The 24,388-nt window shown below is 66.7% G+C and carries 21 protein-coding genes and 1 tRNA gene; 15 read left to right on the top strand and 7 right to left on the bottom strand.

Annotation, left to right across the window (positions count from 1 at the left end):
• Positions 1-20 precede the first annotated feature (20 nt).
• From BMW35_RS09160 to BMW35_RS09135, 6 genes are all read left to right on the top strand, one after another.
• Positions 21-2,483: a DEAD/DEAH box helicase gene (locus BMW35_RS09160; RefSeq protein WP_089669086.1), complete on the top strand. Its 2,463-nt coding sequence runs from the start codon at positions 21-23 to the stop codon at positions 2,481-2,483.
• A gap of 283 nt (positions 2,484-2,766) precedes the next feature.
• Complete coding sequence (locus BMW35_RS09155; RefSeq protein WP_089669083.1) at positions 2,767-4,728, top strand: ABC transporter substrate-binding protein; 1,962 nt, start codon at positions 2,767-2,769, stop codon at positions 4,726-4,728.
• 28 nt (positions 4,729-4,756) lie between these two features.
• Complete coding sequence (locus tag BMW35_RS09150) at positions 4,757-5,737, top strand: ABC transporter permease (protein WP_089669081.1); 981 nt, start codon at positions 4,757-4,759, stop codon at positions 5,735-5,737.
• 1 nt (position 5,738) lies between these two features.
• Complete coding sequence (locus BMW35_RS09145) at positions 5,739-6,902, top strand: ABC transporter permease (protein ID WP_089669080.1); 1,164 nt, start codon at positions 5,739-5,741, stop codon at positions 6,900-6,902.
• Positions 6,899-7,951, top strand: a complete 1,053-nt coding sequence (locus BMW35_RS09140) for an ABC transporter ATP-binding protein (protein WP_089669078.1) — start codon at positions 6,899-6,901, stop codon at positions 7,949-7,951. Before BMW35_RS09145 ends, BMW35_RS09140 begins: the two co-directional genes overlap by 4 nt.
• On the top strand, positions 7,948-9,276 hold the full coding sequence (locus tag BMW35_RS09135) for an ABC transporter ATP-binding protein (protein ID WP_089669076.1): 1,329 nt from the start codon (positions 7,948-7,950) through the stop codon (positions 9,274-9,276). Before BMW35_RS09140 ends, BMW35_RS09135 begins: the two co-directional genes overlap by 4 nt.
• A 45-nt stretch (positions 9,277-9,321) precedes the next feature.
• On the opposite strand, the gene BMW35_RS09130 is transcribed toward BMW35_RS09135, so the two are convergent.
• Positions 9,322-9,720 carry a universal stress protein gene (locus BMW35_RS09130; RefSeq protein WP_089669073.1) on the bottom strand — a complete coding sequence of 133 codons (399 nt, stop codon included), beginning with the start codon at positions 9,718-9,720 and terminating at the stop codon, positions 9,322-9,324.
• A gap of 36 nt (positions 9,721-9,756) precedes the next feature.
• Positions 9,757-10,422 carry an Sjogren's syndrome/scleroderma autoantigen 1 family protein gene (locus BMW35_RS09125; RefSeq protein WP_089669071.1) on the bottom strand — a complete coding sequence of 222 codons (666 nt, stop codon included), beginning with the start codon at positions 10,420-10,422 and terminating at the stop codon, positions 9,757-9,759.
• A 171-nt stretch (positions 10,423-10,593) separates the two neighbouring features.
• On the opposite strand from BMW35_RS09125, the gene mdh reads away from it, so the two are divergent.
• A complete protein-coding gene (gene mdh, locus BMW35_RS09120) occupies positions 10,594-11,508 on the top strand; it encodes a malate dehydrogenase (RefSeq protein WP_089669068.1) in 915 nt (304 codons plus the stop codon).
• Between the two features lie 258 nt (positions 11,509-11,766).
• Here mdh and BMW35_RS09115 read toward each other — a convergent pair whose 3' ends face one another.
• Positions 11,767-12,018, bottom strand: coding sequence for a ferredoxin (locus tag BMW35_RS09115; protein WP_089669067.1), 252 nt, complete (start codon positions 12,016-12,018; stop codon positions 11,767-11,769).
• Between the two features lie 82 nt (positions 12,019-12,100).
• On the opposite strand from BMW35_RS09115, the gene BMW35_RS09110 reads away from it, so the two are divergent.
• Positions 12,101-14,479 carry an ATP-dependent DNA helicase gene (locus tag BMW35_RS09110; protein ID WP_089669065.1) on the top strand — a complete coding sequence of 793 codons (2,379 nt, stop codon included), beginning with the start codon at positions 12,101-12,103 and terminating at the stop codon, positions 14,477-14,479.
• Positions 14,476-14,964 carry a KEOPS complex subunit Cgi121 gene (cgi121, locus tag BMW35_RS09105; RefSeq protein ID WP_089669064.1) on the top strand — a complete coding sequence of 163 codons (489 nt, stop codon included), beginning with the start codon at positions 14,476-14,478 and terminating at the stop codon, positions 14,962-14,964. The genes BMW35_RS09110 and cgi121 overlap by 4 nt, the downstream gene beginning before the upstream one ends.
• A 207-nt stretch (positions 14,965-15,171) precedes the next feature.
• Here the strand turns inward: cgi121 and BMW35_RS15615 are convergent, their stop codons facing one another.
• Entirely contained in the window at positions 15,172-15,309 is a 138-nt protein-coding gene (locus tag BMW35_RS15615; protein ID WP_177170810.1) for a hypothetical protein, read from the bottom strand.
• Between the two features lie 175 nt (positions 15,310-15,484).
• Between BMW35_RS15615 and BMW35_RS09100 the strand changes: the two genes are divergently transcribed.
• The 4 genes from BMW35_RS09100 to BMW35_RS09085 are packed head-to-tail and all read left to right on the top strand — an operon-like array spanning position 15,485 to position 20,008.
• Positions 15,485-16,108, top strand: coding sequence for an SRPBCC family protein (locus BMW35_RS09100; protein WP_089669062.1), 624 nt, complete (start codon positions 15,485-15,487; stop codon positions 16,106-16,108).
• A complete protein-coding gene (locus BMW35_RS09095; protein ID WP_089669060.1) occupies positions 16,105-16,653 on the top strand; it encodes a (2Fe-2S)-binding protein in 549 nt (182 codons plus the stop codon). The genes BMW35_RS09100 and BMW35_RS09095 overlap by 4 nt, the downstream gene beginning before the upstream one ends.
• A complete protein-coding gene (locus tag BMW35_RS09090) occupies positions 16,650-19,118 on the top strand; it encodes a xanthine dehydrogenase family protein molybdopterin-binding subunit (RefSeq protein WP_089669059.1) in 2,469 nt (822 codons plus the stop codon). The genes BMW35_RS09095 and BMW35_RS09090 overlap by 4 nt, the downstream gene beginning before the upstream one ends.
• Positions 19,118-20,008: an FAD binding domain-containing protein gene (locus tag BMW35_RS09085; protein WP_089669056.1), complete on the top strand. Its 891-nt coding sequence runs from the start codon at positions 19,118-19,120 to the stop codon at positions 20,006-20,008. Before BMW35_RS09090 ends, BMW35_RS09085 begins: the two co-directional genes overlap by 1 nt.
• A gap of 97 nt (positions 20,009-20,105) precedes the next feature.
• On the opposite strand, the gene BMW35_RS09080 is transcribed toward BMW35_RS09085, so the two are convergent.
• Positions 20,106-20,178 (bottom strand) — tRNA-Gln (locus BMW35_RS09080).
• 164 nt (positions 20,179-20,342) lie between these two features.
• On the opposite strand from BMW35_RS09080, the gene BMW35_RS09075 reads away from it, so the two are divergent.
• Both BMW35_RS09075 and BMW35_RS09070 read left to right on the top strand, forming a co-directional pair.
• Entirely contained in the window at positions 20,343-20,924 is a 582-nt protein-coding gene (locus BMW35_RS09075; RefSeq protein WP_089669054.1) for an IMP cyclohydrolase, read from the top strand.
• Positions 20,925-20,975: 51 nt separating this feature from the next.
• The gene (locus BMW35_RS09070; protein WP_089669052.1) at positions 20,976-21,662 is read left to right on the top strand and encodes a metallophosphoesterase family protein; all 687 of its coding nucleotides are present in this window, start codon (positions 20,976-20,978) and stop codon (positions 21,660-21,662) included.
• Positions 21,663-21,666: 4 nt separating this feature from the next.
• On the opposite strand, the gene BMW35_RS09065 is transcribed toward BMW35_RS09070, so the two are convergent.
• Positions 21,667-22,992 carry a tryptophanase gene (locus tag BMW35_RS09065; RefSeq protein ID WP_394327263.1) on the bottom strand — a complete coding sequence of 442 codons (1,326 nt, stop codon included), beginning with the start codon at positions 22,990-22,992 and terminating at the stop codon, positions 21,667-21,669.
• A gap of 153 nt (positions 22,993-23,145) precedes the next feature.
• Entirely contained in the window at positions 23,146-24,330 is a 1,185-nt protein-coding gene (locus tag BMW35_RS09060) for an aspartate kinase (protein ID WP_089669048.1), read from the bottom strand.
• Positions 24,331-24,388 lie beyond the last annotated feature (58 nt).

Below are 24,388 nucleotides of genomic sequence, written 5' to 3'. Positions count from 1 at the left end.
AGCGACGTATCCGTCGTCGAATGACGGAGACGGGGTACGTCGACCACCCGATGCTGACACCGGACGTCATCGAGGCCCGCCAGTACCAGCTCCGGCTGGCAGCGGCGGCGCGGCAGGGCCACACGCTCGTCTGTCTGCCGACGGGCCTGGGGAAGACGACGGTGAGCCTGCTGGTGACGGCGTACCGGCTGGAGGCGGACCTCGCGGGGAAGTCACTGCTGTTGGCACCGACGAAGCCGCTGGTCGAGCAGCACGCCGCGTTCTACCGGGAAGCGCTGACCGTGCCGGACGACGAGGTCGTCGTGTTCACTGGGGAGACGCGGCCCGACGACCGCGAGGAGATGTGGACGGACGCTCGCGTGGTCGTGGCGACGCCGCAGGTCGTGGAGAACGACCTCGTGGGCGGCCGCATCAGTCTGCGGGACGTGGTCCACTGCACGTTCGACGAGTGCCACCGAGCGACCGGCGACTACGCGTACACGTACATCGCGGAGCGCTACCACGCCGACGCTGCCGACCCGCTGGTGACGGCGATGTCCGCCTCGCCCGGCGGGAACGAGGAGGAGATTCGGACCGTCTGCGAGAACCTCGGCGTGGGGAACGTCGAGGTGATGACCGAGGACGACGCGGACGTCGGCGAGCACACCTACGACACGGACGTGCAGTGGGAGCGCATCACGCTCCCCGACGACGTCCTCGAAATCCGGGACGCAATCAACGAGGTCATCGAAGACCGTCTAGAGAAGCTCCGGGACCTCGGCGTGACGAAGGCGTCCAGTCCCGACATCAGCCAGAAGGACCTGAACAAGATTCGCGCGCGCCTCCAGCAGCTCATCGACAACGACGACAGCGACGGCTACCAAGGCATGTCGGTCCACGCGGAGGTGATGAAGCTCAAGCGCGCCGTCGAACTCGTCGAGACGCAGAGCGTCGAGTCGGTGCGCCGGTACTTCGAGCGCCAGCGGAACGCCGCGAACTCCTCGGGGGCGTCGAAGGCGAGCCAGCGCCTCGTGAGCGAGCCGAAGGTCAAGCAGGCGATGCGGACGGCCGACGCCTTCGACGGCCTCCACCCGAAGTTCCGGAAGGCCCGGATGCTGCTGGCGGAGACGCTGGGCATCGAGGGCGGGGACCGCGTCATCGTGTTCACGGAGTCCCGCGACACCGCGGAAGCCCTCACCGAGTTCCTCGGCGAGCACTTCGAGACGCGGCGGTTCGTCGGGCAGGGCGACGCCGACGGCTCGGATGGGATGACACAAAAAGAACAGCGCGAGACCCTCGACGACTTCCGGAGCGGCGAGTTCGAGGTGCTGGTCTCCACGAGCGTCGCCGAGGAGGGCCTCGACGTGCCCGAGGTCGATTTGGTGCTGTTCTTCGAGCCCGTGCCCACAGCGATTCGGTCGGTCCAGCGGAAGGGACGGACCGGCCGGCAGACCGAGGGAAAGGTCGTCGTGTTGATGGCCGAGGACACTCGCGACGAGGCGTACTTCTGGATAAGCCGGCGGCGCGAGCAGGAGATGGAGGACGAGCTCCGCGAGCTGAAGGGTCTCGCCGACGAGCTGGAGACGGAGCTGGGCGGCAGCCAGCAGGCCCTCGACGAGTTCGCCGACGAGGACGGCGGTGCCGAGGAGGCAGCGTCTGGGTCCGCCGGCGACGACACCGAGCAGCCGACGGCGGCAAACGGAAGCGGTGAGGGGAGCGAGACGAGCGCGGACGGCGGTGACGACGGCCAGGTCGGGCTGAGCGAGTTCGACGCGCCGGACCCCGAGGATGTCGAGGCGAGCGAGGACGACGAGGGCGTGGCGGCGCGCGCGAGCAGCGACGGCGGCGAGACGGTCGAGGTGGTGGTCGACCAGCGCGAACTCGACTCGAACATCGCTCGCGAACTCTCGAAGCGCGAGGGCGTCGAGACGCGCCTGGAGACGCTCTCGGTCGGTGACTACGTGCTCTCGGACCGCGTGGCCGTCGAGCGGAAGTCCCACGGCGACTTCATGGACACGCTGCTCGGCGGCGACCGCTCCATCTTCGAGCAGGCCAAGGACCTCACGCGGCACTACACGCGGCCCGTCCTGCTGCTGGAGGGGGACGGCGACCTCTACGCCGAGCGGAACGTCCACCCGAACGCGATTCGGGCCGCACTGGCGTCGCTGGCGGTGGACTGGGGCGTCAGCGTCGTCCACACCAGAAGCGAGGACGACACCGCCGAGATGGTCGAGACCATCGCGGAGCGCGAGCAGACCGAAAACGACCGCGAGGTGAGCGCGCACGGCGAGAAAGCCGCGAAGACCCTCGGCGAGCAGCAGGAGTACGTCGTGTCGTCGATTGCGGACATCGGGCCGGTGACCGCGCGCTCGCTGCTCGACGAGTTCGGGAGCGTGGAGGCCGTGATGACGGCCAGTGAGGACGACCTCACGGCGGCAGATGGCGTGGGTGGCGTCACCGCCGAGCGCATCCGGGAGGTCGTCGGGACGGCGTACCAGCCGTAGTCGGTCGAGTGGTGCGTTCGTACTGTGATAATTAGTGACGCTGGGGCGTGTGATTCCTGTCGTGAGTGCTGGCTGTGGGTCGAGGGGACCTGCGTCGCGGTGCTAGCCCACTAGGGCGGGCTCAGGGCGTCAGCCTGCGGGAAGGGAGGGATGTTGGTGACGATACAGTTCAGGTGACAAACCACTAGTCGTCGATTGAAAAACTATTTTTCATTTTTCTTCGTTGTCTCAGTCGCTCAGTTGTGTATTAAAATATATATACTGCCTCTTGTATGTGTGTGCCATGCCACACGGAGACAAGAGTGAGAGCATCTCACTCATCGAAAAGCTAGCCGACACGGAAAGCAGTTCGTCACGGCGAGATGTGCTGAAGTACCTCGGTGCGACGAGCGTCGCAGCGAGTACTGCAGGTTGTCTCGGTGACGGCAGTTCGCAGTCGTCGACGACCGAGCCAGGTGACGAAACGTCGGAATCCAGCAACACGACGATGCAGCAAGAGAACATCCCGAGCGGCGGGACGTTCAGAACCGCATCGACGGGCACGACCAACGGCCTGAACGCGTTCCGCATCGGCGACGGCGAAACGAGCGACCGCGTCGAGCAGGTGCTGGACGGTGGGTTCACGCGAAAAGGGGAGGCGTACGAGGACATCCTGCCACTGTGGTTCGAGGACTTCTCGGTGAAACAGCCCGTCAACGAAATCGAAGTTACGCTCCGAGACAACCTCCAGTACGGCGAAGGATACGGACAGCTAACGGCTGACGACTACCTCTGGAACATCGAGAACCTCTGGCGGCCGGACTGGTCGGCGTTCACGTACAGCCACCTCTTCCACGTCGGCGAAGACAGAGTGCCAATCGAGTTCGAGAAAGTCGACAAGTACACGATTCGGGAGACGATTCCCGCGTCGCGTCCGTTCTTCCCGTACAACGAACCGCTCGCGGGAATGTTCCCGATTCCGGAAGAACTCGCGAAGCCGTACGTCGAGGAGCAGGACGCCAAGGGCCTCGAACAGGACGAGGAAGTGATGAAAGCCTCGTTCAACGGCAATCTCGGGCCGTGGGACCTCAAGCGCTGGTCCCAGCAGTCGGTTATGGCCTTCGAACGGGCCGAGGACTACTACCTGCGGAAGTGGGCGAAAGAAGACGACCGAGTCCCAGAGGTGATGGCGGAAGCGCCGTTCTTCGACGAGTACCACATTCAGTACTTCAACAAATCGAGTACGGGCCGTGAAGCGCTCAAAGCCGGCGAGATAGACCGCTCGTCCATTCCGTCCACGGACGTCCCAGAGTACCGCGACAAGAAGAACCTCGAGCTGTACAAGAACCCGTACCGCTCGTGGTCCGGCTACCTAGGAATTAACCACCGGGCGAACGGCTGGAGTCAGCTCCGGAACAAGAAAGTCCGGCACGCGATGGCCCACATCTACCACAACGAGTTCATCGTCGAGAACCTACTCAACGGCCGGGCTGGCGTGCAAAATACGCTTCACCCGACGTGGGGACCGTACGCGCCGGAGAATACGAAATCGTTCTCCGGGTCACTGGACAAGGCCCGCGAACTGCTCAAGGAAGGAACGTCCAGCGACTACGGCTACAGTGGCGACAAGTTCGTCGGGCCGGACGGCGAACAGGTCACGCTGAAGCTCGTCTATCAGTCCGGTCAGACCGACGACCTGCGTGCGTCGTATCTGAAAAAGCGCCTCGGGCAGGTCGGCATCAAACTGGAGCAGGACACGACTTCCTGGACGAATCTCCTCGGGAACTACTTCTCGGCGAACCAGAAGGCAAAGGGGTTCTCGGGTGAGATGGGGTACGGCGAGGAGAATCGGCAGCCGTCCAACTACAACAAGGGTCCGTGGGACGAGGCGGTGTCCGCACAGTCCTGGGACTTCATGCTCACGCTCGGGTTCAGTTACGGACCGAACACGCCAGCTAGTACGATTACGAATCTGTTTGGTGAAGACCAGTCGTTCAACGCGTACGGCTACGTGCCGGACAAGAGTCTCACCACGCTGCGTGACGAGGCCCAGACTGCGGAGAGCCGGGAAGCAGCCAAATCGAAGATCACGGAGATGCTGAATTACCTCGCCGAGGAGCGGCCAGTGATCTTCGAGTACAACCCGTACAACTACTACGCGTACAACAAGAACGTCGAGAACGTTCCAGAGAGTCCTGCGAGCAGCTACTACGAGACGCAGAACCACGACATCATGTACTTCTCTGACGGGTCGAGCGGCCGGTAATCACGCAAAATCAAATTTTTCAAATTTCATGAAGTGGTACATCGCTAAGCGCGTTCTCTGGACGTTCGTCGTGATGTGGATCGCGTTGACGCTGACGTTCGGGCTTCTCATGGCCTCGCCGAACGCCGGACAGATGGAGTCCGTCATGAGCTGTTCGGCCGGAGGCGGAGACGCTCAGGAGTGTAAGGAAGACTTCCAAGAGCGACAGAACCTCAACGAACCGGTTACGGAACAGTACGTGACCTACCTGAAGAATATGGCGACGCTGAACTGGGGGTGGTCCGATTCGCGGTCGCAATCAGTCATGTCAGCAATCTCGGAAGCGTGGCCGTACACAGCCCAGTACGCGATTCCCGTGTTGGTCATCTCGACACTACTCGGATACGGGCTCGGGCTGTACTCGGCCTACAAGCCGTACACGAAAGCCGACTACCTCGGTTCGTTCATCGGGTTCTTCGGAATCAGCATTCCGAACTTCTGGTTCGCTCTGGTGCTGATCATCGTGTTAGGGACGCAGTTCGAGTTCATTCCGACGTACTACCAGAGCGGGATACCAGTGAACCAAGGGTGGCTGACACTTGCGAACCTCAAGCAACTCTTGATTCCGATGTTCGTTCTGCTCACGGCGTCGCTCGCGTGGCAGATGCGGTACTCTCGCGCACAGGCAATCGAACAGATGAACCAAGAGTTCGTGAAGGTCGCGAAGGCGAAAGGAGCGAGCCAGTGGCGGCTCATGATCCATCACGTCTTTCGGATGGCAGCAGTGCCGCTCGCGACGAGTTTCGTCAGTAGCTTGCTCGCCATCTTCTGGTCTGGCTCGATCATCATCGAGCAGATTTTCGCCATCCCGGGACTGGGGATGATGACGTTCACGGCGATTACAGAGCAAGACACGACGCTCGTCTTGGCGACGACGATGATTACTGTGTTCCTGGCAATCATCGGGAATCTCATCGAGGACATCTCGTACACCATCCTCGACCCGCGGATAGACTACGGTGATCGATAGCATGGCAACTGAAGACCGCGAACAGACGGCGACGTTCGAAGACATCGACTGGGACACGCAGAAGGTCTCGACGGGGAGCATCTCCCGGTACGGCCTGGCAGAGCTGTTGTCCTACCTCGGCCTCGTCGCGCTGTTCGTGTACGACCACGAAATCGCGGAGGGACCGCTCATCCTCAACTGGGACGTGCTGAGCGTCGAATGGCTGTTCATAGGGACGCTGATTGCGATCTTCTTCCACGCAGTCGTCCCGCTCTACAGGAAACCGCGGCTGCGGCAGTTCTACTGGCGGCGGTTCAAGAAGAACAAGGTCGCCGTAGTCGCGCTGTGCTGGCTGGCGTTCATCTTCGCCGTCGGCATCCTGGGTCCGATATTCATCGACCCGCCGGCGACTCGGTTTACGAACCGCATCGTTCCACCGGTCGGTGTGACCGAAACCATCAGCGGCACCGTGAAGACTGGAACGTGGAAATTCCCGTTCGGGACATCGGCAGAGGGGAAGGGAATTCTCACGCTCATCGTCTACGGGATGCGAGTGAGTATGGAGGTCGGCCTGATCGCGACCGTCTTCTCCGTCATCATCGGGTCCGCCGTCGGTGCCGTCGCCGCGTTCGCCACCTCCGTTGGTCGTGGCAAACTCGACGAGGTGTTGATGCGGTACGTGGACATTCAGTCCGTCTTCCCGACGTTCATGCTGTTGTTGTTGCTGACGTACCTGTTCGGGAGTGAACTCTGGATGATCATCCTCCTGTTCGGTTTCTTCAGTTGGGAGGGTACCGCCCGGGTCGTCCGTGGCGAAGCCCTCCAGCGCGCGTCCGAGGAGTACATCACTGCGGCGGAGGCCTCCGGAGCGAACATGCTGTACATCGTTCGACAACACCTCATTCCGAACTCGGCGAACAGTATCATCATCAGCGCGACAGTCGCAATTCCCGGGTTCATTCTCGGCGAAGCGTCACTGGCGTTCCTCGGGTTCAGTGACCCGACTACGTACTCGTGGGGCCGAACAATCGCCGCTGGACAGGCGAATCTCTCGAGTGCGTGGTGGATTTCGACGATTCCCGGAGTGTTCCTGTTCCTGACCGTGCTGTCGTTCTACTATGTCGGTGAGTCGCTCCGCGACGCGATGGATCCCCGGCAGGAAGTCGAGGGAGGTGGTGGGCTGTGAGCGACCCGCTACTCTCGGTCGAAGACCTCAAGACCCACTTCCACACTGAGGCTGGAACTGCGTACGCAGTCGACGGTGTCAGCTTCGACGTCGACCGCGGAGAGACCGTCGCAATCGTCGGAGAGAGCGGCAGTGGGAAGACAGTGACCAGTGAGTCGATTACGTCGATTCTCGACATGCCACCGGGCGAAATCGTCGACGGGACAATCGAGTTCGACGGCATGGACCTCAGGACGCTGTCTGACACCGAGCTACAGGACATCCGCGGGAACCGCATCAGCCACATCTTCCAGAACCCGCAGAACGGACTGAACCCAGTGTACAAGGTCGGTCGTCAGATCGGGGAGACGATTCGAATCCACCAGAGCGACCTCTCGGACGAGGAGGTTCGGCGGCGAGTTATCGACCTGCTCGACAAGACCGGTATCCCGGAGGCGAGCGCGCGTATCGACGATTATCCCCACGAGTTCTCTGGTGGGATGAAACAGCGCGTGTTGATTGCAATGGCACTGGCGTGCGACCCCGACCTCCTGATTGCCGACGAGCCGACCACTGCCCTAGACGTGACAATTCAGGGCCAGATACTCCGGCTCCTCGAAGACCTACAGGTCGAACACGACATGGGCGTAATCTTCGTCACGCACGACCTCGGCGTGGTGTCCGAAATTGCCGATCGTGTCGTCGTGATGTACGCCGGGAAAGTCATGGAGACCGGGTCCGTCGAGGACATCTTCAGGAACCCAGCACACCCGTACACGAGAGCGCTGATTGACTGCGTTCCCGGTCACGGCGGGTCGGTCGAGCGGATTCCCGGGTCGCTGCCTGACGTGACGAATCCACCAGACGGCTGTCGGTTCTATCCGCGGTGTGAGCACGCGACCATGGACTGCCGGAGCGGTATGCAGCCGGAGTTACACTCTGTCGACAACGAGTCCCACAAGGCCTCGTGTGTCTACTACGGTCCGGGGTACGAGGACCGGGAGTTCGACGACACGACCGCCGATGAAACCGACCGCGGAGATACGCTGGCAGACGGAGGAGAACAATGAGCGAGCAGATGGCGACCCCAGTTCACGAGTCCGAAGAGCCCCTGATCCGAGTTGAGAACCTCAAGAAACACTATCCAATCCAGAAGGGGTGGCTGAAGAAGGAGGTCGGTCAGGTTCGTGCAGTCGACGGTGTCTCCTTCGATGTCCGGCCGGGTGAGACAGTCGGAATCGTCGGAGAGTCCGGGTGCGGGAAGTCGACAGTCGCGAGGTCCATCCTCAGACTCGACGACCCGACCGAGGGAAGCGTCCACTTCGACGGTGAGGACATCACCGAGTACGACGACGAAGAGTTGAAGCGGTTCCGGCGGGAGGCGCAGATGATCTTCCAGAACCCGGATTCGAGCTTCGACCCGCGAATGACAATCGGGGAGTCAGTCACCGAGCCGCTAAAGATACACGGTGTCGGGCCGCGAAAGCGGCGCTTAGAGATTGCAGAGGACTTACTGGAGCGAGTCGGGATGAGTGCTAGTGACGTCGACCGCTATCCACACGAGCTCTCGGGCGGGCAGAAGCAGCGCGTTGCACTCGCGCGAGCACTCGTCGTCAACCCTCGACTCATCGTCGCGGACGAGCCGGTATCCGCACTCGACGTGAGCGTGCAGGCGGAAGTCCTGACACTGCTGAACGATATTCAAGAGGAATTCAATCTCGGGATTCTGTTCATCAGTCACGACATGGGCGTCGTGCGTGAGGTCTGTGACCGGGTCGCGGTGATGTATCTCGGGAAAATCGTCGAGATCGGCACTGCGGAGGAAGTCTTCGAAGAGCCCGAGCATCCGTACACACGAGCGTTGCTCCGGTCGATTCCGACGGTAGGACTGGAGTCGCGCGGGACTGACGCGGGACTTCGCGGTGAAGTCCCACCACCGTCGAATCCGCCGAGTGGCTGTAACTTCCACACGCGGTGTCCGGAAGTCATCCAGCCGGAGGGGTACGACTTCGAACAGGAGAACTGGCGGGGCGTGATGAATCTCCGCGCTGCGATGGAACGCCACGGAATCGACGTCGAGGGGTTACGAACGTTCGTCGGTGTCGAGGACGGCGACTCGGTGTCGTCGTCGGAGGCAGCGGAGATGAAGTCAGAGCTCCGTCGGGAACACGACATCCCGCAGACGTTGACGGATTCGTCGGCTGAGTCCACACTCGAGGACGCGCTCGACGACATTGTTCGCGGGAACGTCGACGAAGCCCGAGAGTTCCTCGCCGAGGAGTTCGAAACCGTCTGCGAGCAGGAAGCGCCGGTGCTCGACGAGTCCGGGAAGCGTCGCCCGACTGCGTGTCATCTCGACAAAGACGCGGGGCAGTCCAGAGCACTCGACGACTGAGACCAGAGACCGAACAGCGGTTCCAGACGCCACGTGGCGGAGGAGTTACGGAATCACCGTCACGGGGACTTTCTCCGAGCGCAGCACCGTCTCGGCGGCGCTGCCGAGGATGGCTCGTTCGATGGTGCCAGCGCCGTGGTGACCCATGACGACGTGGTCGTAGCCGCGTTCGTCGACGAGGTCGAGGATTTCGCTGCCGGCGCGGCCGCCGGAGCGGACATCGACGTCGATGTCGACGTTCGTGCTGACTTCGGGGTCGGCGTCGGCGTCGCGGGCGTCGAGGACGCGCTGGGCGCGCTCGACGACGGCGTCGGTGGCGTTGCTCTCCTCGTCGGCGAAGTGGACGACGTGGAGGTCGGCGTCGTACCGGGCTGCCATGTCCGCGCCGAACCCGAGCGCGCGGAAGCTGCAGTCCGAGTCGTCGACGGGTACGAGGACGTCCATACGTTCTGTCGGGGACGCGCGGGAAAGTCGGTTCCGCTACTGGCGGAGCGCCGCGAGCGCTTCGGCGGCCTCCCGGGCGGCTTCGAGGTACTCGCGGGCGGTCCGCGGGTCGTCGGCGCTGGCGGCGCGCCGGGCGAGCGCGGCGATGGTGGATTCGAGCGCGTCGCCGGCCGGCCCGGATGCGGTGGCGGTCGGGGCGTGTTCGGGGAGGTCGCGGTTCGACGGGTCGGTCCGCGCGGGTGTTTCGGTCGTATCGCGGCCGCGCTGGCCGTCCGGCGTCTGGTCGCCGTCCTGCTGGGAGGGCGGAGTACGACGGCCGGCGGCCGGTGGGCGGTGCTGGTCGTCGGCTCCGGCCTCGTCGGGCCGTGCCGTCGGTTCGGCGGCCTCGGGTCGCGTCTGAGGGTCCTGGCCGCCCTGTCGCTGGGCCTGCTGGTTCGGTGCCTGCTGGCTCTGGTTCTGCTGTGTGCTCTCCGTCTGGGCCTGCCGGGCGGCGTGCTGGCAGTTCGGGCAGAACGTCTGGCCGTCCTGGCGGAACAGGGGGCTGCCACAGCGGTCGCAGTGGTCGTTGGTCATCGTCGCGCCCTGCAGGAGGAGGTCGCTCATGCGAGCGGTCGCCTCTCGGTCCTGCCGTTCGTCCTCGTACTTCTCTCGGAGTTCCTCGCGGACGGCCTCCTCGTCGAAGCCGTCGTCGCTGTCGCTCATGTGCGAGCCAACGGCTGCGACCGTCGAAAAGCCTGCGGGCGCACCCCCGTCTAGATTCGTCGATTGTCGACTATCTTTTCGGCGGCTGTCGCGCTCTCTGAGCGGGGTTCGTGGCGTATTGACGGGGGTATCGAAGCGCTTAACGGCATGCCCGGAGGTATTTCACGTGATATGACGAAAGTAAGCATCGTGGGGGCCGCCGGGACGGTCGGTGCCGCCGCAGGCTACAACCTCGCGCTCCGTGACGTGGTCGACGAGCTCGTGTTCGTGGACATTCCGGACAAAGAGGAAGAGACCATCGGGCAGGCCGCGGACGCCAACCACGGTGTCGCGTACGACGCCAACACCGAGGTCTATCAGGGCGACTACGAGGACACCGCGGGCTCGGACGTCGTCGTCATCACGGCCGGCATCCCGCGCCAGCCCGGCCAGTCCCGAACCGACCTCGCGGGCGACAACGCGCCCATCATGGAGGACATCGGCTCCTCGCTCGCCGAGCACAACGACGACTTCGTCACCGTCACGACGTCGAACCCGGTCGACCTCCTGAACCGCCACCTCTACGAGAGCGGCGACCGCGACCGCCACAAGGTCGTCGGGTTCGGCGGCCGCCTCGACAGCGCGCGCTTCCGGTACGTGCTCAGTCAGCGCTTCGACGTTCCCGTCCAGAACGTCGAAGCGACCATCCTCGGCGAGCACGGCGACGCGCAGGTGCCCGTGTTCTCGAAGGTGCGCGTGAACGGTACCGACCCCGAGTTCTCCGAGGACGAGAAGGAGGAGATTCTCTCCGACCTCCAGGCCTCCGCGATGAACGTCATCGAGAAGAAGGGCGCGACCCAGTGGGGGCCGGCGACGGGCGTCGCCCACATGGTCGAGGCCATCCTCCGGGACACCGGCGAGGTGCTGCCCGGCTCCATCGCGCTCGACGGCGAGTTCGGGCTCGACGACGTCGGCCTCGGCGTCCCCGTGAAGCTCGGGTCGAACGGCGTCGAGGAGGTCGTGGAGTGGGACCTCACCGAGTTCGAGCGTGACCAGCTCGGCGAGGCCGCCGAGAAGCTCTCCGAGCAGTACGACGAAATCGCTTAGAACGAGCTGTAGCGGCGTCTCTCCCCGGTATCCACCACCGTTTTTCGCGCGCTACGAATCGCGAGTGGCGACGCTACCCGCTCGTGTCGAGCCTACGACGGCCCGACTTCGCGGGCGACGTCCTCGAAGCCCTCCGTCTCCTCGCTGTCGTCGAGGTCGTCGGACGCGTCCTCGGCCGTCCAGATGGGCAGTTCCTCCCAGGAGTGGCACATGATACCGTGTAACTACGACTGGAGCCGGCAAAAAGTGTTGGGTCCGTCAGGGAACAATCTGCTCGCCGTCTTCGTCGTAGACGACGATGGCGTCGACCGGACAGGACCGGGCCGCGAACTTCGCGTCGAGTTCGGCGTCCTCGGGTACCTCGCGGACGAACACGTCCGGGTCGTCCTCGCTCGGCTCGCTGCCGGCTAAATTCGCTTTCCCCGCGTTCTCGTCCTTCTCGAAGGCGTCCCACTCCGCCACGCACTGGAACATCCCGATGCAGGTGTCCCGGTCGAACTCGACTCGCATACGTCCGACTGGCGGCCCCGCAGGTAAATCGTTGCCGGGCCGCCCGACAGTTTAAACCGCGGGACGGGCCTACTCCGGGTCAATGAGAGTCGCGGACGTGCCGGGCCTCCCCACCGGCGTCGCGGAGTACTTCGAGGGGGAGGGCATCGAGGAGCTGTACCCGCCCCAGGGCGAGGCCGTGGAGAAGGGCGTCACCGAGGGCGCGAACCTCGTGGCGAGCGTGCCGACGGCCAGCGGGAAGACCCTCGTCGCCCAGCTGGCGATGCTGTCGGCTATCGCGGAAGACGACGGGGACGGCGGCTTCGAGTTCGGCGGCGACGGCACTGCCCTCTACATCGTCCCCCTCAGAGCGCTCGCCGGGGAGAAGGCCGCGGAGTTCGAGGCGTTCGAGCGCTTCGGCCTCTCTGTCGGCGTGTCGACGGGGAACTACGAGAGCGACGGGTCCCGGCTGTCTGACAACGACATCGTCGTCGCCACCTCCGAGAAGGTGGACTCGCTGGTGCGCAACGGTGCGGGCTGGATCGACGACCTGTCCTGCGTGGTCGCGGACGAGGTCCACCTCGTTGACGACGACCACCGCGGGCCGACGCTGGAGGTGACGCTGGCGAAACTCCGCCAGCGCGTCAGCGACCTGCAGGTCGTCGCGCTGTCGGCGACCATCGGGAACGCCGACGAACTCGCCGACTGGCTGGACGCCGAACTCGTGGACTCGGACTGGCGGCCCATCGACCTGCGGACGGGCGTTCACTACGGGGAGGCGCTGCACTACGACGACGGCACGCAGGCCGAACTCTCCGTGGGCTCGGGGAGCCAGACGGCGGCCGTGGTCGCGGACACGCTCAAGGACGAGGGGTCGACGCTCGTGTTCGTGAACTCCCGCCGGAACGCCGAGGCGTCGGCGCGCCGGCTGTCGGACGTTACGGGCGGGACGCTGTCGCCGGACGAGCGCGAGCGACTGGCCGACGTGGCCGAGGAGATTCGCGGCGTCAGCGACACCGAGACCAGCGACGACCTCGCGGACGCCGTGGCGAAGGGCGCGGCGTTCCACCACGCCGGGCTCGCGCGCGAGCACCGCGAACTCGTCGAGGAAGCCTTCAGAGACCGCCTCGTGAAGGTCGTCTCGGCGACGCCGACGCTCGCGGCGGGCGTGAACACGCCGTCCCGCCGCGTCGTCGTGCGGGACTGGCAGCGTTACGACGGCACCGCGGGCGGCATGCAGCCACTCGACGTGCTGGAGGTCCACCAGATGTTCGGCCGGGCCGGCCGCCCCGGACTGGACCCCTACGGAGAAGCCGTGCTGCTCGCGAACAGCCACGACGAGCTGGAGGAGCTGTTCGACCGGTACGTGTACGCCGACCCGGAGCCCGTGCGCTCGAAGCTCGCGGCCGAGCCCGCGCTCCGCACCCACGTGCTCGCCGCCATCGCGACCGGGTTCACGACCACCGAGGACAACCTCCACGAGTTCCTCGGGGAGACGCTGTACGCCACGCAGACCGACGACCCCGGCCGGCTGAAGTCCGTCACGCGGGACGTGCTCGTCTACCTCGACCGGAACGGCTTCGTGGAGCGCGACGGCGGCGCGCTTCGCGCGACGGCCACCGGCCACCTCGTGAGCCAGCTGTACGTCGACCCGATGAGCGCGGCGACCATCATCGACGGACTCCGAGACGCTGCTCGTGCGGCCAGCGGCGGGGCAGACGGCACCGACAGCGGCGAGCCCGAAGGGTTCCAGCCGGCCAGCGAGATGCGGGCCGAGAACGACCTCCCGGAGGACGCGAGCGTGGACCCGTCGCCGCTCGGGCTCTACCACCTCGTGAGCCGGACGCCCGACATGTACGAGCTCTACCTCCGGTCGGGGGACCGCGAGCAGTACACCGAACTCGCCTACGAGCGCGAGGACGAACTGCTGGGGTCGACGCCCCGCGAGGAGGCCGCGGAGTTCGAGGACTGGCTGTCGGCGCTGAAGACGGCGAAACTCATGGAGGACTGGGCGTCCGAACTCGACGAGGACCGCATCGCCGAGCGCTACGACGTCGGCCCGGGCGACATCCGGGGGAAGGTGGAGACTGCGGAGTGGCTGCTGAACGCGGCCGAGCGCCTCGCCGGCGAACTCGACGTGGCGGCCGCGACGGCCGTTCGCGAGGCCCGGAAGCGCGTGGAGTACGGCGTCCGCGAGGAACTGCTGGACCTCGCCGGCGTGCGGGACGTCGGTCGGAAGCGAGCCCGGCGGCTGTTCAACGCGGGCGTCGAGACCCGCGCGGACCTCCGAAACGCCGACAAGAGTCTCGTGCTCGGTGCGGTTCGGGGCCGCGAGGCGACGGCCGAGCGCATCCTGGAGAACGTCGGGCACCCCGACCCCGGGATGGACGGCGTAGACGCCGACGCGGACGCGACGCCGGACCCCGACTCCGGGAGCGCCGGCGCGAGCGAGAACCAGGCGAACCTGGGTGACTTCTCGTGAGGCTCGTGGAGGGCGTCGCGTCGGTCGACGACGTCGACGCGTTCGTCGCCGCCCTCGGCGACATCGGCGACGAGCACGGGGCGGCGATGCAGGCGTTCGACGCCGACTACGTCGCGGGCGAGGACCACCTGGCGAGTGCGGTGGCGCACGCGAACCGGGCGTTCGAGCGCGGCGAGACCGTCGCCAGTGAGCGCGCCGTCGAGATACTGCTGTACGCGGCGGGCCGCCGCCAGATTCGGCGCGCGCTCGCGATGGGCGTCGACGAGGGCGACAGCGAGGTCGTGGTGGTGATAGACGGCGGCGACGAGGCGGCCGCCGCGGACGCCGTGCGTAGGCTGCTCGCTGCGGAGGAGGCGACGCTCGGCGGCGACGAGGCGACGCTCCGGGACTTTTTCGACGTGAGCGAGGCGGAGTCGGCCGCGGCCGCCGGCGGCCTCGCGGACGTGGTTCGGGAGCGGGTGGCGCTGCTGGACGTCGAGAAGTGACGCGCTAGCACACTTCGTTCCAGTCGAAACGAAGGGGTGTCGGGAGCCCGCAGTCGTGCGTTTCCACCGGAGAGAAAGTAGTCGGAAGTCAGTCGCGCCGGGTGCGGTGTGCGAGCGAGTTCCACTCGAAACGTCGCCCGCGGAGCGACGACGGCCGTCAGACGCCGCGACGGTGACCCCGTCAAATCACCCGTCTACGGCCGTCGCTCACCGCTGGAGGTCCGCGGAGTCGTAGTAGCGCTCGCAACTCCGGCAGTAGTACTGTCCGTCCCGGAGCCGGCGGAGCCGCGTGTGGCCGCGTGGGCACTTGACCCGCCAGCCGGCGGCCGTGTAGTCGTCGTTCATCGGTCGCGTGGCTGCATCGACGGCCGCCGCCGTCAAGTACCGAATCCTGCCGCGGGCTGAAAGTGAAAGTGGAGAGAGCAGCGCGTAGCGACCGCTGGCTAGCCTAAACATTTTTGTCAACACGAGGTTATTTTTGTATGAGGGTTGTTCACACCCGACAGAGGCGGATGCCAAGATGGAATTCAACGGTACGTTCGAACTGGAGGGCACCACCACCGAAGACGTGTGGCTCGCGCTCTCCGACCCCGCACTCGTACAGTCCGCGCTCCCGGGTTGCGAGTTCCTCGTGCGCGTCGACGACGACGACGTCGACTTCGACGCGCTCCACGAGGCGCACGCCGACGACGAGCGCGAACTGACCGGCGACCCCGACGTCATCGAGTCCCGCGCCTTCGAGGAGGGCGGACGGTACGCGGCGCTCGTGCAGGTGAGCGTCGGCCCCGTCAACCCCTCCTTCGAGACCGTGGTGACCATCGACCACCGGGAGTTCCCGGAGATGGAGGCGTCCGGCGAGGGCTCGTCGGGCGACAGTTCCTTCGAGATGACCTCGGGGATGACGCTCTCCGAGACCGACGACGGCGTCGCGGTCGACTGGGAGACCGAAGCCGACGTGTTCGGACGCATCGCCCAGATGGGCCAGCGAGTGGTCAACCCCGTGGCGAACCAGGTCGTCAAACGGTTCTTCTCCTCGATACAGGGAGAGCTGCGGGACCTCCAGCTCGCCGACCCGGACGAATCGACGCCGAAACGAAGCCTGACAGACCGGCTGCTCGGCCGGTCGGCGGGAGACAAGGAATGACGACACACGACATCACACTGACGGTGAACGGCACGGACCACGACCTCGAAGTCGAGTCCCGAACGCTGCTCGTCTACGCCCTCCGCGAGGAACTGGGCTACACGGGCACGAACGTCGGCTGCGAGAGCAGCCTCTGTGGGGCCTGCACGGTGTTGCTGGACGGCGACGCCGTGAAGTCCTGTACGACGCTCGCGGTGCAGGCCGACGGCGCGACCGTCGAGACCGTCGAGGGGCTCGGCGGGCGCGACGACTTCCACCCAATCCAGACCGGGTTCCAGGAGGAACACGGCCTCCAGTGTGGCTACTGCACGCCCGGGATGATGCTGACCTCGGTGGACCTCCTCGAGGAGAACTCGAATCCGAGCGACGAGGAGGTCCGGGAGGCAATCGAGGGGAACCTCTGTCGCTGCACGGGCTACCAGAACATCGTCAACGCGGTGCAGAACGCGGCCGACCAGATGGCCGCGACAGACGGAGGAGAGGACGTCGACCTGACCAGAGAATACCCGACCGGGGACGGCGACGACGGGGGTGAGGGCGCGTGACCATCGACTCCGTCGACCCCGACGACGTCGACGCCGCGGACATCCTCGGGTCGGCCATCGAGCGCCGCGAGGACCCCTCGCTCGTGACGGGGAACGCCGAGTACACCGACGACATCGAACTCCCGAACACGGCGCACATGGCCATCCTGCGCAGCCGGTACGCCCACGCCACCATCGAGGACATCGACACCGAGGACGCCGAGGCGATGGACGGCGTCGTAGGCGTGTTCACGCACGACGACCTCGCGCGGTCGGACACCCCGGGCGACGTGCCGTTCCTGATTCCAGTGGCGTGGCAGCTCCCGAGCCTGAACGACGTCGACCACCCGATGCTCGCCGACGGCCGCGTGCGCTACCAGGGCGACGCCATCGCGGCCGTCGTCGCGGAGGAGCGGACGGTCGCTCGGGACGCGCTGGACGCAATCGACGTGGACTACGAGCGCCGCGAGGCCGCCACCAGCCCGAGCGAGGCGCTCGACGGGGACGCGTCGGAACTGCACGGCGACGCCGACGGCAACGTCGCCTTCGACTGGGAGATCGGCGACGAGGAGAAGACCGAGGCGGCGTTCGCGGACGCCGACCGCGTCGTGGAGTTCGAGGCCGACAACCAGTTGCTCATTCCGAACGCGATGGAGCCGCGGGCCGCCGTCGCGGACTACAACCCCGGCAGCGACGAGCTGGAGGTGTTCATGACCACCCAGAACCCTCACGTCCACCGACTGCTGCTGTCGGGCGTGCTCGGCCACCCCGAGCACAAGCTCCGGGTGAAAGCGCCGGACGTCGGCGGCGGGTTCGGGAGCAAAATCCACAACTACGCCGACGAGGCCATCGCGGCGTGGGCGGCCAAACACCTCGAACGGCCCGTGAAGTGGGTAGCGACGCGCTCCGAGACCTACCTCACGGACGCGCAGGGCCGCGGCCACGAGACGACCGCCGAACTCGCCGTCAGCGACGACGGCGACATCGAGGGGTTCCGCGTGGACACGAAGGCGAACATGGGCGCGTACCTCTCGACGTTCGCGCCCGCGGTGCCGACGTGGCTGTACGGGACACTGCTCTCCGGCCAGTACGACATCCCCGCCATCCACGCGTCCGTGGAGGGCGCGTACACGAACGTGCCGCCCGTGGACGCCTACCGGGGCGCGGGCCGGCCGGAGGCCTCCTTCGTGGTGGAGCGCGTGATGCACCTCGCGGCCCGGGAACTCGACATGGACCCCGTGGCGTTCCGGAAGCGGAACTTCGTCGACGACGACGACTTCCCGTTCGAGACAGAGGTCGCCGTCGTCTACGACTCGGGCGAGTACGAGAAGCCGATGGACGAGGCACTGGAGATGGTCGACTACGAGGGGTTCCGCGAGCGACAGGAGCAGGCCCGCGAGGAGGGGCGGTACCTCGGCATCGGGTTCTCCTGCTACATCGAGGCCTGCGGGCTCGCGCCCTCGGAGCTGGCCGGCCAGCTCGGCGCGCAGGCCGGGCTCTGGGAGTCCAGTCTCGTGCGGTTCCACCCGTCGGGCACCGTGACCGCGTTCTGCGGGACCTCTGGCCACGGCCAGGGCCACGGCACGACGTACGCCCAGATCGTCGCGAACGAACTCGGCATCCCCTACGAGGACGTCGACGTCGTGGAGGGCGACACCGACGAGATTCCCCACGGCATGGGGACGTACGGCTCGCGGTCGGCCGCGGTCGGCGGCAGTTCGCTCGTGAAGAGCGCAGAGAAGGTCGTCGAGAAGGCGAAGTCACTGGCCGCCCACCAGTTCGAGGCCGACCCCGACGACGTGGAGTTCACCGACGGCGAGTTCCACGTCGCCGGCGCGCCCGACCGCTCGGTGGGTATCAAGGACGTCGCCCAGCAGTCGTATCTCGCCCACGACATGCCCGACGACACCGAGCCGGGGCTGGAAGCGACGAGCTTCTACGACCCGGACAACTTCGTGTTCCCGTTCGGCACCCACGTCGCGGTGGTCGAGGTCGACCCCGAGTCCGGCGAGATCTCCTTCGAGCAGTACGCCGCCGTCGACGACGTCGGCAACCAGATCAACCCCAAAATCGTGGAGGGGCAAATTCACGGCGGCGTCGCGCAGGGCGTCGGGCAGGCGCTGTACGAGGGTGCCGAGTACGACGACAACGGCAGCCTGGTCACGGGGTCGATGCAGGACTACGCGGTGCCGAAGGCCGAACACGTCCCGGAGATGGAGACGGCGTCGACGACGACGCCGAGCCCCCACAATCCGCTCGGCGTGAAAGGCGTCGGCGAGGCCGGGACCATCGCAGCACCTCAGGCCGTCGTGAACGCCGTCGCGGACGCCCTGGAGCCGTTCGGCGTCGACGGCGTGGAGATGCCGATGACCGCCGAGCGCGTCTGGGAGGCGGTGAACGGTCAGGCCACTGCAGATGGCGGCGAGGGCACCGCCGGAGGCGGGACGCCAGACGAGACTGCCGGCGGCGACGGGGGTGAGCGCTGATGTACCCCGACGAGTTCGACTACCGGGAGGCCGAGTCCGTCGACCACGCGGTCGAACTGCTGGAAGCGCACGCCGGCGAAGAGGTCGAACTGCTGGCGGGCGGCCACAGCCTGCTGCCAGCGATGAAGACCGGGCTGTCGAGCCCGGACGTGCTCGTGGACATCGGGAGCGTCGACGAACTCCGCGGCGTCTCCGTCGACGGCGACACGCTGTCGGTCGGCGCGTCGACCTCGTACAGCGAGTTCCTCGACAGCGACGCCGCCCACGAGCACGCGCCGACGATGACCGCTGCCGTCGCCGAGGTCGGCGACCGACAGGTGCGCAACCGCGGGACGGTCGGCGGGAACCTCGCGCACGCCGACCCCGCGTCGGACCTCCCCGGGGCGGCGCTGGCGTCGGACGCGACGCTCGTCCTGCAGGGGCCCGACGGCACCCGTCGGGTGTCCGCCGAGGAATTCTTCTTCGGGATGTACGCGACCGACGTGGGGCCGAGCGAACTCGTGACGGCCGTGGAGTTCCCGTCGGCGAGCGGCGCTATCGGGGCCTACGAGAAGAAGCCGAGTCCGTCTTCGGGGTACGCGATGGTCGGCGTCGCCGTGCTGCTGGACGTCGACGGCGGCGGCGTCGTCCAGTCGGCGCGCGTCGGCGCGAACGGCGTCGTCGGTCAGGGCGTGTCGCTGTCGTCGGTCGCGGACGCCATCGAGGGCGACCGGCTCGACGACGACGCCGCCGAGCACGCCGCGAGCCGCGCCACCGAGGACGTCGACGAGGCGATGGCGATGGACGACCTGCAGGCGTCCGGCGAGTTCCGCCTCCAGCTCCTTGAGGTGTACACTGAGCGGGCGCTCCGGTCGGCCGTCGCGGCGGCGGCGGCACCAGCGGCTGACTGACTGGGGCGCGGCGGACGCGCCGCGCTATTCGCGGAAGTCGAGCACTGGAGGCGACACGAGGAACAGGCGGCGCTGCTCGCGTTCGGTTTCGAGAGAATAGTTCCGGGAGGATTCGAACCTCCGTCGTTGCCCCCAGAAGGCAACAGGATTGGCCACTACCCTACGGAACTTCGCACCGGAACAAAGGCGACTCGAATTTATTAGTGTTGCGAAGGCAGTTCGCCGCACGGGAGTGGTTCGCACAGTCCCGCGAGTGAGCCACACCCATCACCAACTGACGCTCGTTCGTGTACACATCGGTGGCTATTTCTCCTGCGAGAATACACGTTCGCGTATGTACGTCGGACGATTCGTCGTCGTGGGGCCGGACGTCGCGGCCTACCGAGTGTCGTCGCGGTCGTTCCCGAACCGGCAGGCCGTCGCGAGAGACGACGCGCTGACGGTGGTGCCGACCGCCGAGGCCGACGAGACGGACAACCCCTACGTGTCGTACAACTGCTTCCGGACCGGCGGCGGCCACGCCGTCGTCGGGAACGGCAGCCACGTCGACCCGATTGCGGAGAAACTCGACTCGGGCTACCCGCCGCGGGACGCGCTCGCGGAGTCCCTGCTCGCGCTGGACTACGAGAAAGACGACTACGACACGCCGCGCATCGCGGGCGTGCTCACGGGGGACGGCAGCGCGTTCGTCGGGACCGTCCGGAAGGACGCGCTCCTGGTGGAGGAAGTCGAGGAGCCGACAGTCGTCGCGACCTACGAGAAAGACAGCCCGGAGCCCATCGGCTTCGACGCCGGGACCGCCGAAGCGGCCGCCGAGGAGGCGTACGGCGCGGCCTTCGAGCACGCGGTCTGTGCGGTCGGCGTGGTGCGGGACGGCGACGGCGGCTACGAGACCGCGGTCAGGAACGGCGACTGACTGACCGGAGCGGGCCGGAGAACTAAGGCAGCGGGCACCGGAGTCACGGGCATGGAACTCGGTGTCGTCTCCGACATCCACTCGAATCTCGTCGCGCTGGAGGCAGTGCTCGCGGACATGCCGGCCGTCGACCGGCTGGTGTGTGCGGGCGACGTGGTCGGCTACAATCCGTGGCCCGCGGAGTGCGTGGACGAACTCAGCGAGCGAGGCGTCCCGACGGTCATGGGCAATCACGACCGGATGGTCGCGACCGGCCGGAACTTCCGCGGGAACGGGATGGCGCAGGCCGGCATCGACCACGCCAGCGACGCGCTGAACGACGTGCAGCGCACGTGGGTGGAGAACCTCCCGCGGTCGCGCCGGCTGGCGGACGGCCGCGTGAAAGTCGTCCACGACCACCCAGAGGTGACGGACAAGTACACGTACCCCGAGGAGTTCGGCCCGCACCTGCTCGGTCGGGACGAGGACGGGTCGAGCGATGACTCGGAGGACGTCCTGATTCTCGGGCACACGCACGTCCAGCACCACGAGGTGTACGCCGACGGCGTCGTCCTGAACCCGGGGAGCGTCGGCCAGCCCCGGGACGAAGACCCTCGTGCCGCCTACGCCGTCGTCGACCTTGACGACCTGTCGGTGACCGAGCACCGCGTCAAGTACAACGTCGAGGCGGTCCAGGAAGCAGTGCGGGACGCCGGCCTGCCGTCGCGGACGGCCGACCGGCTCGCCGAGGGGCGGTAGCGCGCTACTGGAGCGGTTCGAGCCGCGCGGAGAAGTGCCGCAGTTCCGCCATCTCGGGCTCGTCGACGATTTCGTAGCCGGTGACCTCGTCGCCGCGCTCGCAGACCGCCGCGGCGGTGTCGGCGACGTGTTCGAGGTGGTCGGGGCCGTAGGTGCGCCGGGGGAGCGCGAGGCGGACGAGGTCGCGGCGCTCCGTCTCGGGGAAGGCGAAGCGGCCGAGTTCGACGCCGCGGACGCCGCCCTCCAGGTAGAGTTCGCAGACGAACGCCTGCCCGGGGTACTCGTCGCGGGGGAGATGAGGGAGGGCGGCGTTAGCGTCGACGTAGACGGCGTGGCCGCCGGCGGGCTGGTAGACGGGGACGCCGCGGTCGTCGAGCATGCCGGCGAGGCGCTGGACCTGGCCGACGCGCTCTTCGACGTACGGCGGCTCGACGGCTTCCCGGAGGCCGACAGCGAACGCGGCCATGTCCCGGCCGGACATCCCGCCGTACGTCGAGAAGCCCTCGTAGAGGATGCCGCGCTGCCGGCACGCCTCGTACAGGTCGTCCTGCTCGCGGAGGCCGACGAAGCCGCCGGCGTTGACGAGGCCGTCTTTCTTCCCGCTCATGACGCAGGCGTCGGCGTACGAGAGCTGTTCGCGGGCGATGTCGGCGACGGTGTCGTCGGCGAACTCGGGTTCGCGCTGCTGGACGAAGTGGGCGTTCTCGGCGAACCGGCAGGCGTCGAGAACGAACGTGGCGTCGATGTCGTCGGCGAACGCGGCGACCTCGCGGGTGTTCTCGACGCTGACCGGCTGGCCGGCCATCGAGTTGTTCGTGACGGTGAGCACGACCGCGGGAACGTTGTCGACGCCGACGTCCTCGACGACGCGGCGGGCCGTCTCGACGGAGAAGTCGCCCTTGAAGGGGTCGTCGCTGTCGGGGTCGCGAGCGCCGTCGACGGGGCAGTCGACCGGGTCAGCGCCGTTGGCGGCGACGTGGGCCCGAGTGGTGTCGAAGTGGGCGTTGTTGAGGACGGTGTCCCCCTCGTCGACGAGCGCGCCGTAGAGGACGTTCTCCGCGCCCCGTCCCTGATGTGCGGGCACGATGTGCTCGAAGCCCATCACGTCCGCGACGGCGGCTTCGAGGTCCTCGAAGCTGGAGCTGCCGGCGTAGGCCTCGTCGCCCCGCATCATGGCCGCCCACTGGTCGTTGCTCATCGTGCCGGTGCCGGAGTCCGTGAGGAGGTCGACGGCGACGGCGTCGCTGGCGAGTTCGAAGACGTTGTAGCCGGCGTCCGCGAGCGCGGCCTCGCGGTCCTGCCGGGGGAGGAGTTCGACGTCGTCGACCATCGTGGTCTTGTGGGAACGCACGACAGTACAGGGAACGCCGAGCGGCTTAGTTCCGGCGCGAGAGGGCTGTTCGACGGCGTACATGACTGTACGCTGTGGTGCGGAGTCGGTACAGAGGGCGCAGGACCGGACCGCGGTCCGGCCGCCGGTCGGTCAGGACCGGAAGCCGCCCTGAACGACGTCGAGAGCGGCCTCGCGGTCGTCCCAGGAGACGAAGACGGCGACCGAGGTGGCCGAGGAGACGATGTCGATGACGTTGATGTTCTGGTCGGCGAGCGGGTCGACGATGCGCCGGAGGACGCCCGGGCGGTTCGGGAGTTCGCCGCCGAGCACGCGGATGACGGCGATGTCGTCGGTGACCGTCACGGAGGACAACTCGCCGACGTCGATGACCTCCCGATGGAGGACGTTCTCGGCGCGCTCGGCGACAGCCTCGTCGACGTAGAACGTCATGGAGTCCATGCCGGACGCGACCGCGTCGACGTTGATCTCGCTCTCGGACAGCGCCGTGGAGAGCGTCGACATGATGCCGGGCCGGTTCCGGATGGCGCGGCCCGCGACCGTCAGGCAGGCGAGCGGCGACTCACGCATGTCGACCATGTTCTCGAACGTGCCCTCGACGCGCGTGCCGCCGGAGAGCAGGTCGCCGTGCTGGTAGTGGATGACGCGGACGTCGAGGTCGTCGTCCTTGAACGAGAGCGCCGACGGCGCGACGACCTCGGCACCGCGGAAGGAGAGGTTCCGGAGTTCGTCGACGGTGATTTCGCCGACGTTCCGGGCACCCTCGACGACGTGGGGGTCGCCGGTCATGATGCCCTCGACGTCGGTGACGATGACGACCTCGTCGGCGTCGAGGTAGCGCCCGAGCATCACGGCCGTCGTGTCGCTGCCGCCGCGACCCAGCGTGGTGACGTTGCCTTCGTCGTCCTCGGCGAGGAACCCCGTGACGACGGGGACGGTGTCGTCGAGGTGGCCGGCGAGGGACTCGACGCGGTCGGCCGTGACGTCGGCGTCGACCTCCCCGCGGTCGTTCGTGACGACCGGCCAGTCCTCGTGGCCGGGTTCGAGGAAGTCGGCGTCGACGCCGCGGGCGGCCAGCGCCGCCTTCAGCATCCGCACCGACGTGCGTTCGCCCATCGAGACGATTTCGGCGCGGTCGGTCTCGTCGGCGTCGAACGTGATGTCTTCGAGCAGGTCGTCTGTCGTGTTCCCCATCGCCGACGCGACCACGACGATTTCGTGGCCGGCGTCGACGGCGGCGGCGATCGAGTCGGCGGCTCGCTCGACGCGGTCGCCGCTGCCGAGACTCGTGCCCCCGAACTTCGCGACTACGCGCACCGGCGCTCACCGGTACGGCGTACCGTGTTCATTGCCGGCGGCTAGGGTGGCCAGCCTA

The sequence above is a fragment of the Halobacterium jilantaiense genome (genome assembly GCF_900110535.1).
In the GTDB taxonomy this organism is placed as follows: domain Archaea; phylum Halobacteriota; class Halobacteria; order Halobacteriales; family Halobacteriaceae; genus Halobacterium; species Halobacterium jilantaiense.
Note: the sequence above shows the minus strand (reverse complement) of the source record. Positions and strands in the feature narration are given on the sequence as shown.